Below are 13002 nucleotides of genomic sequence, written 5' to 3' on the forward strand. Positions count from 1 at the left end.
TGTGAGTTATACTTCACAACATAATTTATAACAAGGAAAAAATATGGGAATGCCTAGTGGAACTGAACTACTGATAATCTTCGGAATTATCGTTTTATTATTTGGAGCAAAAAAGATACCTGATTTAGCAAAAGGTCTCGGAAAAGGAATCAAAAACTTCAAAGCAGAAATGAAAGAGGTTGATGAAGTAGAAGTTGAAACACCGAAAAAAGTTGAAAAAAGTGATGAAGTAGCTTCTGCTGAATCAACTCCAAAATCTACAACACAAGCCTAAACATTGAAACAACGTGTATCGGCGTTATTACGCGAAAAAATAGGTCGTGAAGTTGTTTTAGAAAAGCCACGTGACCGTTCCTTTGGTCATTTTGCTACTCCTATAGCATTTTCTTTGGCAAAAGAACTCAGAAAATCTCCGATGGTCATTGCGGATGAACTGGCTTCATCTTTTGAAGAGAGTGAAGTCTTTTCCAAAGTAGAGGCTGTCAAAGGCTATCTGAATTTTCGTTTAAGTGAAGATTTTTTGGCTGAGTATGCTTCCTGGGCTTTAGAGAATCCTGCAGAGTTTGCAAAACAAGAAAAAAACCAAAAAATACTTTTAGAATTTGTCAGTGCAAATCCAACCGGACCGCTGCATATCGGACATGCAAGAGGTGCTGTTTACGGCGATACTCTGTACCGTTTGGCAAAACATCTCGGATATGATATAACAGCCGAATATTATGTAAATGATGCCGGCAACCAGATTGATCTGCTTGGGCTTTCTATTCAGCTTTATGCAAGAGATCATCTTTTGGATGAAACGGTAGAGTATCCTGAGAGTTATTACCGCGGAGAGTATCTGGATGCACTTGCCCGTGATGCAATGGAAAAATTCGGCAGAGAAATTTTTTATGATGCATCCCGGCAAAAAGAGTTGGCGCTTTGGGCAAAAGATGAAGTGATGAAAATCATTGTCAAAGATTTGGGTGATTTGAATATTTTCTTTGACACTTTTGTGTATGAATCAACTTTGTATGCTGACTGGGGCAGAGTGATGCAGAAAATGGGCGATGGCATTTATGAAAAAGATGGCAAACTCTGGATAGCTTCAGAGGCTAAAGGTGATGAAAAAGACAGAGTTGTTGTTCGTGAAGACGGTCGCCCGACTTATCTTGCCGGCGATATAGTATATCACAATCAAAAATTTGAACGCGGGTATGATCATTATATCAATATCTGGGGAGCGGATCACCACGGATACATTGCCCGTGTGAAAGCGGCCATTGAGTATTTAGGGTATGATTCAAACAAACTTGAGGTACTGCTTTCGCAGATGGTAAGTCTTTTAAAAGACGGCGAGCCCTATAAAATGAGTAAACGTGCCGGCAATGTCATACTTATGAGTGATATAGTCGAAGAGATAGGTGCAGATGCTCTGCGTTTTATTTTTGCATCAAAAAAGAGCGATACCGCACTCGAATTTGATTTGGCAGAGTTTAAAAAACAGGACAGCTCGAATCCTATATTTTATATTCAATATGCACATGCACGCATTCAGACACTGCTCTCTAAAGCAACTGTGTCCAAAGAGGATATTGCAAATGCAAGTTTGAAAAACCTTGGAGAAAATGCAGATACACTGTTGTTTGATGCACTTTTACTGCCTGAAATCATTGAAGATGCTTTTAACACAAGACAGGTGCAGAAATTAACTGATTATCTAAAGTCACTTGCAGCTTCTTTGCATAAGTTTTATTATGATGTGCGAATGATTGGTACAGAAGATGAGGCAAAGCTTTTAAAGCTTATGCTGATGGTTGCCTTGAGTATAAAAACAGGACTTTCACTGATGGGTATTGCAGCCAAAGATAAAATGTCCAAAGAAGAGGCATAGTTTTATTTGAGCAGTTTTGAGTTTTTGAGCTGCGGATAGAGTTGTAATACCTCTTTGGCAGACTTCTTTGGAATCTGCACGAGAACAGGATTTTTCTTTTTATCAAGCCAGTTGAGAATCTTTTTTATATCTTTTTCACTCATTGAGGTACAGCCTACTGTCGGAGTGTTTGGAGCGCGTTGTATGTGTATAAAAATACAGGAACCTCTTCCTTTGCGCGCCTGTTTGTTATAGCCAACGACTATACCCAGCTTATACTGATTATCCTTGCGTCTCATATATTCAAAACTTTTTTCATCTCCGTTTGCCATAATGATTTGATTGTAAAAGTTTGCATCTGTATCATCAACACATATCAGGTTTGTGTCTGCATAAAGATAAGGCAGAGCATATTTGCCTTTTGGGGAATAACCAAAAATGTCTGTAAGTTTGAAAATCCCTGCGGGTGCTTTTTTGTCACCCTCATATTTCAACGCTTCATCAGGCTTTTTTTGAAACGCTTCACTTTCTACACCCCAGCCTAATCCGTTTTTCCCCAAATTGACTCTCATCGTCTGAAAAACTCTGTTTGAACCCTCATAACATTCGAGTTTTGCTGATGAGCTGTTCATATCATTGGCAACAACGAGCACTATTTGCTGGGAAGAAAACAAGAAAATTGATAAACTTGCTGTAATTAAGAAACTTTTTATCATAAAGTATGGTACTATTACTATTATACGATGTCAAGAGTAAAATAGATAAAATTAAAGTTTGGATAAAATAATGAGTCTTAAAATAAAACAGGCTACGGCTGAAGATGCTTCTTTTTTAGCACAAATGATTTTACAAAGTTCACGAGCGGGGAAAAAGAAGGGTCTTTTTGATGTGCTCTTCGGGACAGATAATGATACAGAAGTTTTGGAAAAACTACAAAAGCTTACACAGACACAAGCGAAAAGCCATTGCCATTACAAAAATTTTTTGATAGCGCAAATGGACGGAAAGAGTGTGGGAAGCCTATGCAGCTATGAGCCCAGAATTGCAACAAAAGAGGCTTTTGAAGAGGCCCTCAAAGAGATAGGTTGCGGTGATGAGATTCAAAAACCGTTGGAAGTTGTGTATGAATGCAGTTTTAACACAAGCAAAAGCAGATTGATGTTTGATTTTATGGAAGAGCTTGAGGGGTTTATTGATGTGGGCGTACTCAAGGCATTAATGCAAAAAAGCCTGCTCACTGCTAGACTCAAGGGCTATAGCATCGTACAGACAGTTATAGAAATCGGTTCATTGGAAGCAGAACTTTTTTATAAAAGACTCGGTTTTGAAATTGTCGATAAAAAAGAGTGTGATGCTTACAGAGAAATTTTTGGCAGAGCCGGTGTTATGCTTCTGGCTATGGAATTTTAAAGGCTTCTTATAGAACTCTCTTTTCTTTCGGTTCTCCCTTCTTTGTTGGCCATTGTCTTGGCACTATATACCAAAAACATTATACTCTCTTTATCTGGCGGTATACTTTTAGGACTTTTCTTTCTGCATGGTTTTTCACTTCTTGCAACGGCTGATGCTACAGTTGCACTCTTTTTCTCTTTGTTGGGTGAAGGGTGGATACTCAAAACACTGGCTTTTGCGGTACTTGTCGGAAGTGTTATGGAGTTGATGCAAAAAAGCGGAGGCATTAACGGATTTGTCTCTTTTATGACCCAAAAAACAAGACTTGTCAGATCCCCACGTTCTGCTTTGCTTGTGAGTTATTTTATCGGGGTCATAATTTTTATAGAATCTTCTATAACTGCTTTGATAGCCGGAGCTGTTGGCAGACCGCTTTGTGACAAAGAAAAAGTACCGCATGCAAAACTCGCTTTTGTCTGTGACTCCACCTCTGCGCCTGTCAGTTCTTTAATTGTACTTAACGGCTGGGGTGCACTCCTTTTGGGGTTGATTGCAACCCAGGTACAGACAGGCACCATCTCAGGGGACAATGTTGATATACTGCTGCACAGTGTTGCCTATAATTTTTATGCCATGAGTGCCTTAGTCGTCACTTTTTTGGCAGTATGGTTTAACATAGACATCGGGGCGATGAAAAAGGCAAAACCTTCTTTAGACAAACCTGCTTTACATGTAAACGCTCAAGCCAATATGAGCTATATGATCCTGCCGATATTTTTGATGATTGCATTTGTATTTCTGTTTTTGGCAATGACAGGTAATGGTGATATGTTTAAGGGGAGTGGTTCAAGTGCTATTTTTTATACGATGCTGGCAACACTCTTTGTAATGTTTGTCTACTACATCGGTACGAAAAACATGTCGGTTACAACCTATACAAAGAGTGCTGTCAACGGTGCCAAAAAGCTTTTCCCAATTGCTGTGATACTGCTTTTTGCTTTTGCCATAGGAAAGGTGACGGTTGACTTGAAAACAGGAGAATATCTGGCTTCACTTGCCAATGAGTCTTTGAGTCTGTTTCTTTTAAGCGGAGTAATATTTTTGCTCAGCAGCATCATCTCTTTTTCCACAGGTACATCCTGGGGAACTTTCAGTATTATGATACCTATTGCCGTACCGATGGCTGTGGGGATGGATGCTGATGTGGCTTTGGCAATAGGAGCGGTTATCAGCGGCGGCGTTTTTGGGGACCACTGTTCCCCCATTTCAGATACGACGATTATCTCCTCTTTGGCAAGTGATTGTGAGGTAATCGAACATGTAAAGACACAACTCCCTTATGCACTTATAAGTGGTCTTGTTGCCTTTGCTCTGTTTATACTGTTTGGATTTATGACTCCAGGTAGTAGTTGATGGAGTAGCGCAGATCTTCATCAATGTTTTCCATGTTTTTCAACATCCATCGCAGATATCCTGCATCTTCAGTGGCAACTTCTTCAAGAGTTTTGCCTTTGTGTTTTCCAAATCTGAATGTCTGTACCAAAATAGGAGTGTTGGTTAAATCGACCATCTTCTCAACCGGATTTTCATTTGGAAACTGCTCTTGGACTATATCTTTGAGTTTGGAGAGAAAGAGTTTTAAGACAAGAACATCACCAATGGCATCATGGGCCTTGACAACAATACCAAGTGCCTCGGCCTCTTTTGCCTCATCTTTGTAGAGTGCCATTTTATAGCGAAAATACTGTAGTCTGTGTGCTTCTTCATCCGGCATGACATGTTTGGCAACTCTGAGTGTGTCAATGACCTGCATTTGTGTTGTAAATCCCTCTTTTTCGAGCATTGTTATATCAAAAGGGGCGTTGTGAATGATGAGATAATTCTCTGCAGTATTTAACTCCAGCAGTCTTTTGTATGCCTGTGTTTCTGCACAAGGCGGCTTGCCTTCAATCAAATCAGGCGTAATCCCGTGTACTTCCATCGCACCATATTTGATTGCTACATCCGCAGAACAAAATTCATTATGCACTTCTATCTCTTTTGTGCCTAAAACCATATAACCGAGTTGAATTATTCTGTCTTCTTCATTTGTGCCTGTTGTTTCTGTATCTAAAATTACATATTTTTTTGCCATGACGTTTTCACTTCTTAGTTTTTAAATATTATATGCTACACTTCTAAAAAAGTAGGTTAAAGCTTTGATTGACTCTCCTTTGGTATATCTTTTTACACTTGCCTTGCTTGTAGCGGCACTCAGTTTTACACAAATCAAAACAAAACACAAATTTTTCGAGTATATTCCTGTTGTTGTGCTGATATATGCTTTTTCTATGCTGCTTGCCTCTTTGGGAGTGTTTGCTCAAAATCAGGAGATGACAAACATCTACAGACTGACAAAAACAAATCTGCTCCCTGCAATGCTTTTTCTAATGCTTTTAGAAGTGGATTTTAAGCATTTTTTCAAGCTTGGAAAATCACTTTTGATTGCCTATGCTTTAGCTGTTTTTTCCATTGCTTTTGCCTTTATAGCCGTTGCATATTTGTTTGGGTTTGACAAAGAAACAGCAGCGGCATTTGGCGCACTTGCGGGTAGTTGGATGGGAGGCACGGCAAATATGATAGCCGTCGGAAGTGCTTTACATGTAAGTGAAGATGCCTTTGCCTATGCACTGGTTGTGGACAGTGTCAATTATACTTTATGGGTAATGCTCTTACTTTTTTTGGTCCCTTTTGCAAAAATATTCAACAGATTCACAAAAAGTGAAGAAAAACTTGCCTATCTGGATAAAATCGGCTGTGCCTGTTCTATGGGTGCAAAAAGATACTGGCTCCTAATACTCCTGGCACTCGGAGCATCTCTGCTTTCTCAGATAATAGCCGAAAAATTCGTGATACTCAACACTACGACAAGCATTGTCCTTTTTTCCACACTCTTGGGAGTGCTCGGCTCTTTTACAAAACTGCGTTTTATAAACGGTTCAAACGAAGTGGCAACAACCATGCTCTATATTTTAATAGCACTGATAGGTTCGCGCGCTGTCATAGAAAACTTCAGCGGTCTTGGCATGTATGTTTTGGCGGGTTTTACTGTTTTGCTTGTGCATGCCTTTATAATGGTTGTGGGAGCAAAGATATTCAAGCTTGATTTATTCAGCATTTCGGTTGCTTCATTGGCAAATATAGGCGGGGTGGCTTCGGCGCCAATTCTTGCGGCAACTTACAACAAAGCACTTGTAAGTATAGGTGTGCTGATGGCAATTATGGGGTATTTGATAGGAACTTTTGGCGGGCTTTTGGTTGGGTACATACTTATTTTATTTATCTAATTAAAATTAGTAATAAGGCTACAGACAAATTATGTTACTATCATCAAAATTTTATAATGATATGAAGGATAAAAAATGACAGAGGGAAAAGTATTATCGTTGTTTGTGACGATGCCTGATATGATGCGTGCGGGGCATCGTATGAAATGTGAAGACTTTGATTGCGATGAGAACGGAATTGTGGGGAGTAGAGACTATGACAACGGTGAAATAAAGCCAATGGTTTTGGTTTCAAAAAAAAGTTATGACATTATTGAAGATGCAGAGCTTGTTTTTGAAAGAGGACTTTTAATGGAAGATATTTACGTGGATGTTGATCTGTATCATCTCAACAAAGGTTCGATAATAGAAATCGGTGAGATGCTTTTTGAAGTCAACGGACCGTGTGAAGATTACCGGTATTTATACGCATTTGCCCCTGAACTTCCGGCTTTGATAAAAGGAAAGCGCGGTCTTTTTGTAACACCTCTGGAATACGGTGGTATTGCGGTCGGAAATGAAGTAAAAGTTGTAAAAGAAGTTTAACTTGAAAAAAATAGGCATTGGCATTGAATACAGTAATATCTGTAAGGATTATAATACATTTTACTTGGACAGAGACAATTTAGATCCAGAAACTTCTCAATGTATGAAAAAAGTTATGGCATGGAGTCAAGAGTTTTTGTCCGAATTATTGGATACTTTTGAGTATAAAATATTTCATTTGAATTCATCTGCTCCCGTAAAGGTCTCAGATATCGCTTCTAAAAGATTTCTTTTTTATTCACTGGAAAAGGGAATAACACTGCAAAGCTATGTGCTTGCAAAAGAGTTCACGCAATATGAGGGCTTAGCAGCCTGGGAAGTGCAAAACAGCAGTAATATTCTTGTTCAAAACGATGAAGACGGTGGGTCACTCTATTTTTATGTGAATGAAAATTCTCAAGAGTATAAATGGATTACTGCGAGATTAAAAGATTTTTCACTGGATGAAGTTCCTTTTAGCATAAAATAAGAGCAGAGAGGGCATCAGCCCATCTCTACAGAATCTATCTCACCTTTAAACTCTTCAATGGAAAATGTGATTCTGTTGGCAATCTCTTCAGGTGTTTCTCTGAGCAGTGTTTTGTCTAAATGAATCTTGCGTGTATGCTTGTTGTAATCCCCCAAAACATAGGTAACTAAAACAAAAGGGGTTTCAGATACATCACACTCTTTTACTGTTGTTTCAACTCCAGGGATACAGTAGTCAATATCAATATCTGGGTCTATCGCTGCTTTGTCTACTAGTGCAACAACTTTTTTTAATTTTTCTATAATTTCATTATCCATAACAAATCCTCCTAAAATAATATAGCTTATATTGTAAGCCTATGTAATTATTATAACTAATTTAAAAATATTTCTGTAAAAAAGAGGAGTCTTTTTGAAAAGAATATGACAAGTGAGTAAAAAGTTCTCCTCTTCTTTTATTAGATTTATTTATTCTATACCATGGAATTGTTTATATATTCTTTGTACATAATTTGGTTTTAATCCCATGATTTTTATTTCAGCTATTTCTTCTTTAATATGCTCTTTTTTTATTGCGATAAGTGTTTCCCATCGTGTTATAAGTATATCTTTTATTTTAGTTTCAAAATCACCTTCATCGTCTGGGTATGCTTGAGCAAGCGTATTGATTAGATCGCTTAACTCTGTTAATTGAATAATTTTAAGTTGTTCCTGAGCATCTGGTTTTTGCTCTTGAACATAATTCTTCCATGTAAGTTCTAACAAGTTTTTGATTTCTTGTACATAGTCTCTCTCATCGCTGGAAAAATTTTCAACAAGTAATTTAGGAATGTCTGCAAAACTGTTTGTTTTTACAATCTCTAACTCTGCTTCGAAGCCTTTAAGATCTTCTTCATATTCTGCTGCATCTTCATAGAGTTTGGCAATTTCAGCATTTTTATTGTTGTTATTATTTTTCTTTTTTGGAGTTGGGTTTTCTTCTTCTGTAGCTGCACAAGCTTCTTTAAGCTCTTGCATTTGCAGTTCCATATATCGCTTAGTTTCTTCAGTAGCCATATTTATACCTCATAATCTTTTTTTGTATTTTAGGTTAAATTGCACTAATTTGAAGTTAAATAACAAAATATCTTTGTTTCTTAGGCTTATATAAAGGTTTGACAAGTGATTTAATTGTTAGGATAGTTTTTTTTTAAATTTAGGGTGATAAAATACAAAGAAAAATAAAAGGATATAAAAATGTCACATACTTTAATACACAATGCAGATGAGTGCAAATACGAATATCATATCGACGGTCATGTAGCCTATATCACTTATGATGATCAAGATGGAAATATGCATCTGACACACACAATTGTACCAGATGCATTGGCAGGTAAAGGGCTTGCAAAAACTTTACTTGAAGATGTACTCAAAGAGATAGAAAAGGCGGACAAAAAAGCTGTAGCAAAGTGCTCTTATATTGTAAAATACCAGGAGAAAAATCCTGATAAAAGTCATCTGTTTATATAGAGACTGAACAATTATTTTGTATTAGACTCTCTAGCCATTTTGCATGATCTTGTGTTAATGTAAGTCTGTTATAGGTAAAGTCTAACTCCTTTAGGTTTATTAGATTTGTAATTTCTAAAGGGAGTGTAGAGAGTCTGTTTTTCCAAAAAGTAAATTTTCTTAAATTTTTTAATTGTCCGATTTCAGCAGGAAGAGATGCAAGTTGATTCCCTCCCAATTCCAATGATTGTAAATTTTTCAGTGAAGCTATCTCTTTGGGTATCTCTGTAAGTTGGTTTTCCTGAAGAAGCAGCAGCTTGAGATTTTGTAAAGATCCTATCTCTTTTGGTAGCTCTTTTAGTCTGTTCCCCGCAAGATAAAGCTCTTGTAAATTACTCAAACCAGCTATCTCTTTTGGTAACTCAGTAATCTGATTGCCAAGAAGATAGAGCTTTTTCAACTGTGTAAGCGTACCTATTTCCGGAGGTAAATCAGAAACCTGGCTGCCAAGAAGATTGAGTTCTTCTAATGCAAGTAAAGTCTCTTTATCCCGAGGAATTCCTCTGTAGTATCCGCCTTTGAGATAAGAATCATGCTCTATCCACTCCAAATCCGATATATTGTTTTTGTCGGCCCAGAGCCAAAGTTTATGAATCATTGTTTATTGTTTGTGAAACCCTAAGAGTTTTCCAAAGAGTTTGTCTTCGGTCAGTCCCATCTTCGCAGATGTCATCAGATTGTTTTCTTCATAGTATTTTACAAGTTCCTGGGCATCCTGACCTGTCATCATCGCCTGATAACCAAGGGCTGCATGAACTTCCTGAAGATGCACTTCTATACCTTCTTTTTTTGCCAACGCTTCGACAATCAGTGCGGTTTTTACAACATCTTGAGCCTCTTTGCGTACGGATTCTCTCAGTTGGAGAAATTTTTCCTTATCTTCGAGAAACTGTTTGTGTTCTTCTTCTGTATAGTTTTTTGTTTTTTCACGTACTTTTGCATCTATCTCCTGCTCAACAATGTTTGCAGGCAGTGTAAAATTAAATTTTTCAAGCAGGGTATTGACAATTTTTGGCTTTAACTCTTCCATATAGAGTCGTGAAAGTTCTTCGGAGATAATTTGGTCCGCAAATTTTTCTTTAAGTGTCTCAAGAGTTGCCAAAGGGTCACTAAGAATTTTTTGAGCAAAAGCATCATCAGGTGTCTGGGCTTTTTGTTCCTGGATTTCATGAAGTTTTACATCAAAGTTGGTTTCTTTGCCGGCTAAGTCAGCTGCCTGATAATCCTCAGGGAAAGTGACGGTTATACTTCTCTCTTCGCCGTATTCCATTCCAATAAGCTGTTCTTCAAAGCCTGGAATAAATGAGTTGGAACCGATTTTCAGATTGAATTTTTCGGCACTGCCGCCTTCAAAAGGTTTACCGTCAATGAAACCTTTAAAGTCTATTGCAGCCACATCACCTTTTTGCAGGGATCTTGGTTTTTCAATAGGTGTAAATGGCGCTTGTTGTTGGGCAAATTCTGTCAGTTTGGCTTCTACAGCCTCAGGGTCTGCTTTTGGTTTTGTAAAATCGGGCACGATTTCGCTGTAATCGAGTGCATCAACATCAACTACAGGACTGACTGAAAGTGCTACTTCAAAGTATACATTCTCTCCCTGCTGTTCATATTTTTTAAGAAGAGGCTGTCCCAATATAGTTTTAATATCTATGTTTGCTTCTTTGATTCCTGCATTAATGAACTCTTTAAAGACTTCGCCAGCGGCTTCTTGCTCAATATTTTCACTTTTTTGTGCATCAGCATTTGTATCTTTGGAGAGTTTTTCTTTAAATTCTGCCACTTTGGTTTCTATTGTACGATTCTCAACTGTACCACTTAAAATAAAGTTAATATCGTCGATTTTTTTTACTGAGACTTCCACTCTGATCCTTTTGGTTTTAATAGTATTATTTTAACATTATTGTCTAAAAGTAACTTTTTGTACGAAGTTGGATAAATAATAAAAGATTGTTTAAATCTTATGGGGATTGACATAATAAAAAGAGGAGGCAAGCCACCCATAAAGGATGACTTACGGGTACAGTAATTATACTGCTTCGACGTTAGGCATTTCCATTGTGATACAATCACGATTGAGCATATCAGTACATACGTATACACATAATGCACACCCTTTACATCTGTCTACATCAACCCAAGATGTATTTCCGCTTTTATCAAACATGAGTGTATTTGCTTCGGGACAATACAAAGTACAAGTATTGCACTTGTACTCAGCACACATGTCAGAATTCACTTTTGCTACATAATACATTTATTATCCTTTTATATGTCGAACTTAATAATTAAATCAGCAGTATCTAAATCAATAGAGTTTGCCATTTCAAAAGTCTTGCTGATTACATCCATATTTTTCTGGAGTAACTCTTCTTTTTTCTTGAACTTTTTTTCTATTGCAGAGTCAAGCATAGCTGTACCACCTGAAGAAACGAATGATGTTCCCAGGAATCTTTCTTTCACCGCTGTTTCAATATTGTCAATACTTACAAGGTTAATAAGTCCAAGCATCATACCCATCATTGCCATATTTGTTGCCAGTTCTGTTCCTGCAGTATCAAGTGCAAGTTTTGTAGCATCAAACTGAACAACAGTAGCTCTTAAGTCTTTTAAAACTTTTACATCATCTTCATCAAGTACATTTACTTCAGAGTTGATGATAATCAAACTGTCAGGCTTCAGACCTGTGTAAAATGGCATCGTGTAAGACTTACCGTGTGTGACAACCTGTGAGTGGTAAATCAGGATAATATCCGGATATACAACCTCACCAACTTCATAAATCGGCTCTGTTGAAGCTCTTACATAAGCTTCAACAGGTGCCATTCTTTTTTCAGAACCAAAAAATGGTACCAAAGATGCATATTGACCTGCATTATCCATTGTTGAACCAAGGATATGCGCAGTTGTTACAACACCTTGCCCACCTAATCCGGAAATACGTATGTTATATCTTTTTTTTCTTGTTTTATCAGCCATATTAATTTACCGCCTCTGTTTTTTGAGCTTTTCTTGCCATTCTTGCCGCTTTTTCTTCAGCTTCTACACGTTCGATGACTTCTTTTGCTTCATCCGTCATGTACTCTTCAAATGTAAAACGATCTTTTTCCTGTGCTTTTGCATCTGCAAATACTTCATGTGTAGGAATAGAATACTCGATATTACATGATGTATATGCATGAATAAATGTCGGTCCGACTTCTCTTGCAACAAATATCGCACGTCTGATAATCTTCGCCGCTTTTTTGATGTTTGTCGGAGACATTCTTACAGTGTACACACAACCAGCTGCTCTTGCAAGCTCTGTTGCCGGCATTTTACCGAAGTCTTTTCCTTTTGGTGCCATTTTAAGAATAGCACCTTGTGGAGACATTCCTGAAGATTGTCCACCTGTATTTCCATAAACTTCATTGTCAAGCATGATTGTAGTAAATTTTTCACCACGAATCCATGAGTGCATAGTCATTGAAAAACCGATATCCATAGTACCACCGTCACCGGCAATAGTAATAACATCTTTTGTTTTGTCAGGAAAACGTAATCTGAACGCACGTGTCAATCCTGATGCCATAGCATTTTGGTCACCGTAGTTACCATAGATAAACGGTACCGCAGCCTGAGAGATAGCCAAACGACCACAACCGGCTGTACCCAATGTTACTGTATCTTCCGGATTTGGAAGTGAAGCAAAAATCAGTCTGATGTAGTATGCCATCCAACAACCAGAACACATCGGGTGTTCTTCAACGAGCTCTTTAAACTGCCCCATATTACCTGGACCAGCTTCTTCTTGTGTTTTTCCAAACGGACCGTAGTCAACTAGTTCTACATAATCTTTTGGTAGATATTTTTTAAATCTCTCTGCCGGAGTTATATATTTTAAACTCATTT

At 37.7% G+C, this 13002-nt stretch carries 16 protein-coding genes; 8 read left to right on the forward strand and 8 right to left on the reverse strand.

The window, feature by feature from the left end; genetic code table 11:
• Window positions 1-43 precede the first annotated feature (43 nt).
• Both FJR45_RS02385 and argS read left to right on the forward strand, forming a co-directional pair.
• Complete coding sequence (locus FJR45_RS02385; protein ID WP_193151180.1) at window positions 44-274, forward strand: Sec-independent protein translocase subunit TatA/TatB; 231 nt, start codon at window positions 44-46, stop codon at window positions 272-274.
• 3 nt (window positions 275-277) lie between these two features.
• Window positions 278-1873, forward strand: a complete 1596-nt coding sequence (argS, locus tag FJR45_RS02390; protein ID WP_193151181.1) for an arginine--tRNA ligase — start codon at window positions 278-280, stop codon at window positions 1871-1873.
• 2 nt (window positions 1874-1875) lie between these two features.
• Here argS and FJR45_RS02395 read toward each other — a convergent pair whose 3' ends face one another.
• A complete protein-coding gene (locus FJR45_RS02395; RefSeq protein WP_193151182.1) occupies window positions 1876-2568 on the reverse strand; it encodes a L,D-transpeptidase family protein in 693 nt (230 codons plus the stop codon).
• A gap of 70 nt (window positions 2569-2638) precedes the next feature.
• On the opposite strand from FJR45_RS02395, the gene FJR45_RS02400 reads away from it, so the two are divergent.
• Both FJR45_RS02400 and FJR45_RS02405 read left to right on the forward strand, forming a co-directional pair.
• Window positions 2639-3262, forward strand: coding sequence for a GNAT family N-acetyltransferase (locus FJR45_RS02400; protein WP_193151183.1), 624 nt, complete (start codon window positions 2639-2641; stop codon window positions 3260-3262).
• A gap of 57 nt (window positions 3263-3319) precedes the next feature.
• Window positions 3320-4657, forward strand: coding sequence for a Na+/H+ antiporter NhaC family protein (locus FJR45_RS02405; RefSeq protein ID WP_226966459.1), 1338 nt, complete (start codon window positions 3320-3322; stop codon window positions 4655-4657).
• On the opposite strand, the gene FJR45_RS02410 is transcribed toward FJR45_RS02405, so the two are convergent.
• A complete protein-coding gene (locus FJR45_RS02410) occupies window positions 4635-5378 on the reverse strand; it encodes an exonuclease domain-containing protein (protein WP_193151184.1) in 744 nt (247 codons plus the stop codon). The genes FJR45_RS02405 and FJR45_RS02410 overlap by 23 nt on opposite strands.
• A gap of 64 nt (window positions 5379-5442) precedes the next feature.
• Between FJR45_RS02410 and FJR45_RS02415 the strand changes: the two genes are divergently transcribed.
• From FJR45_RS02415 to FJR45_RS02425, 3 genes are all read left to right on the forward strand, one after another.
• Entirely contained in the window at window positions 5443-6570 is a 1128-nt protein-coding gene (locus tag FJR45_RS02415; protein ID WP_193151185.1) for a DUF819 family protein, read from the forward strand.
• Between the two features lie 75 nt (window positions 6571-6645).
• Window positions 6646-7095: an MOSC domain-containing protein gene (locus tag FJR45_RS02420; RefSeq protein WP_193151186.1), complete on the forward strand. Its 450-nt coding sequence runs from the start codon at window positions 6646-6648 to the stop codon at window positions 7093-7095.
• Between the two features lie 103 nt (window positions 7096-7198).
• On the forward strand, window positions 7199-7564 hold the full coding sequence (locus FJR45_RS02425; RefSeq protein ID WP_193151187.1) for a hypothetical protein: 366 nt from the start codon (window positions 7199-7201) through the stop codon (window positions 7562-7564).
• Window positions 7565-7578: 14 nt separating this feature from the next.
• Here FJR45_RS02425 and FJR45_RS02430 read toward each other — a convergent pair whose 3' ends face one another.
• Together FJR45_RS02430 and FJR45_RS02435 are read right to left on the reverse strand one after the other, a co-directional pair.
• Entirely contained in the window at window positions 7579-7881 is a 303-nt protein-coding gene (locus FJR45_RS02430; protein WP_193151188.1) for a hypothetical protein, read from the reverse strand.
• Between the two features lie 150 nt (window positions 7882-8031).
• On the reverse strand, window positions 8032-8619 hold the full coding sequence (locus FJR45_RS02435; protein WP_193151189.1) for a hypothetical protein: 588 nt from the start codon (window positions 8617-8619) through the stop codon (window positions 8032-8034).
• Window positions 8620-8799: 180 nt separating this feature from the next.
• Between FJR45_RS02435 and FJR45_RS02440 the strand changes: the two genes are divergently transcribed.
• A complete protein-coding gene (locus tag FJR45_RS02440; RefSeq protein WP_193151190.1) occupies window positions 8800-9075 on the forward strand; it encodes a GNAT family N-acetyltransferase in 276 nt (91 codons plus the stop codon).
• On the opposite strand, the gene FJR45_RS02445 is transcribed toward FJR45_RS02440, so the two are convergent.
• The 4 genes from FJR45_RS02445 to FJR45_RS02460 all read right to left on the reverse strand — a co-directional run bounded on the left by FJR45_RS02445 (window position 9068) and on the right by FJR45_RS02460 (window position 13000).
• Window positions 9068-9712: a leucine-rich repeat domain-containing protein gene (locus tag FJR45_RS02445; RefSeq protein WP_193151191.1), complete on the reverse strand. Its 645-nt coding sequence runs from the start codon at window positions 9710-9712 to the stop codon at window positions 9068-9070. The two genes, FJR45_RS02440 and FJR45_RS02445, sit on opposite strands and share 8 nt — an antisense overlap.
• Before the next feature lie 3 nt (window positions 9713-9715).
• Window positions 9716-10975: a trigger factor gene (tig, locus tag FJR45_RS02450; protein WP_193151192.1), complete on the reverse strand. Its 1260-nt coding sequence runs from the start codon at window positions 10973-10975 to the stop codon at window positions 9716-9718.
• 404 nt (window positions 10976-11379) lie between these two features.
• Entirely contained in the window at window positions 11380-12090 is a 711-nt protein-coding gene (locus FJR45_RS02455) for a 2-oxoacid:ferredoxin oxidoreductase subunit gamma family protein (RefSeq protein WP_193151193.1), read from the reverse strand.
• A gap of 1 nt (window position 12091) precedes the next feature.
• On the reverse strand, window positions 12092-13000 hold the full coding sequence (locus FJR45_RS02460) for a thiamine pyrophosphate-dependent enzyme (RefSeq protein WP_193151194.1): 909 nt from the start codon (window positions 12998-13000) through the stop codon (window positions 12092-12094).
• Window positions 13001-13002: the final 2 nt, after the last annotated feature.

The sequence above is a fragment of the Sulfurimonas sediminis genome, from assembly GCF_014905115.1.
Taxonomy (GTDB): Bacteria; Campylobacterota; Campylobacteria; order Campylobacterales; family Sulfurimonadaceae; genus Sulfurimonas; species Sulfurimonas sediminis.

Excerpts from the sequence above, each read along its gene's own strand:
- FJR45_RS02385 (WP_193151180.1), top strand. The coding sequence starts at position 44 with ATGGGAATGCCTAGTGGAACTGAACTACTGATAATCTTCGGAATTATC.
- FJR45_RS02395 (WP_193151182.1), bottom strand. The coding sequence starts at position 2,568 with ATGATAAAAAGTTTCTTAATTACAGCAAGTTTATCAATTTTCTTGTTT.
- FJR45_RS02400 (WP_193151183.1), top strand. The coding sequence starts at position 2,639 with ATGAGTCTTAAAATAAAACAGGCTACGGCTGAAGATGCTTCTTTTTTA.
- FJR45_RS02410 (WP_193151184.1), bottom strand. The coding sequence starts at position 5,378 with ATGGCAAAAAAATATGTAATTTTAGATACAGAAACAACAGGCACAAAT.
- FJR45_RS02420 (WP_193151186.1), top strand. The coding sequence starts at position 6,646 with ATGACAGAGGGAAAAGTATTATCGTTGTTTGTGACGATGCCTGATATG.
- FJR45_RS02425 (WP_193151187.1), top strand. The coding sequence starts at position 7,199 with ATGAAAAAAGTTATGGCATGGAGTCAAGAGTTTTTGTCCGAATTATTG.
- FJR45_RS02430 (WP_193151188.1), bottom strand. The coding sequence starts at position 7,881 with ATGGATAATGAAATTATAGAAAAATTAAAAAAAGTTGTTGCACTAGTA.
- FJR45_RS02435 (WP_193151189.1), bottom strand. The coding sequence starts at position 8,619 with ATGGCTACTGAAGAAACTAAGCGATATATGGAACTGCAAATGCAAGAG.
- FJR45_RS02440 (WP_193151190.1), top strand. The coding sequence starts at position 8,800 with ATGTCACATACTTTAATACACAATGCAGATGAGTGCAAATACGAATAT.
- FJR45_RS02445 (WP_193151191.1), bottom strand. The coding sequence starts at position 9,712 with ATGATTCATAAACTTTGGCTCTGGGCCGACAAAAACAATATATCGGAT.
- FJR45_RS02455 (WP_193151193.1), bottom strand. The coding sequence starts at position 12,090 with ATGGCTGATAAAACAAGAAAAAAAAGATATAACATACGTATTTCCGGA.
- FJR45_RS02460 (WP_193151194.1), bottom strand. The coding sequence starts at position 13,000 with ATGAGTTTAAAATATATAACTCCGGCAGAGAGATTTAAAAAATATCTA.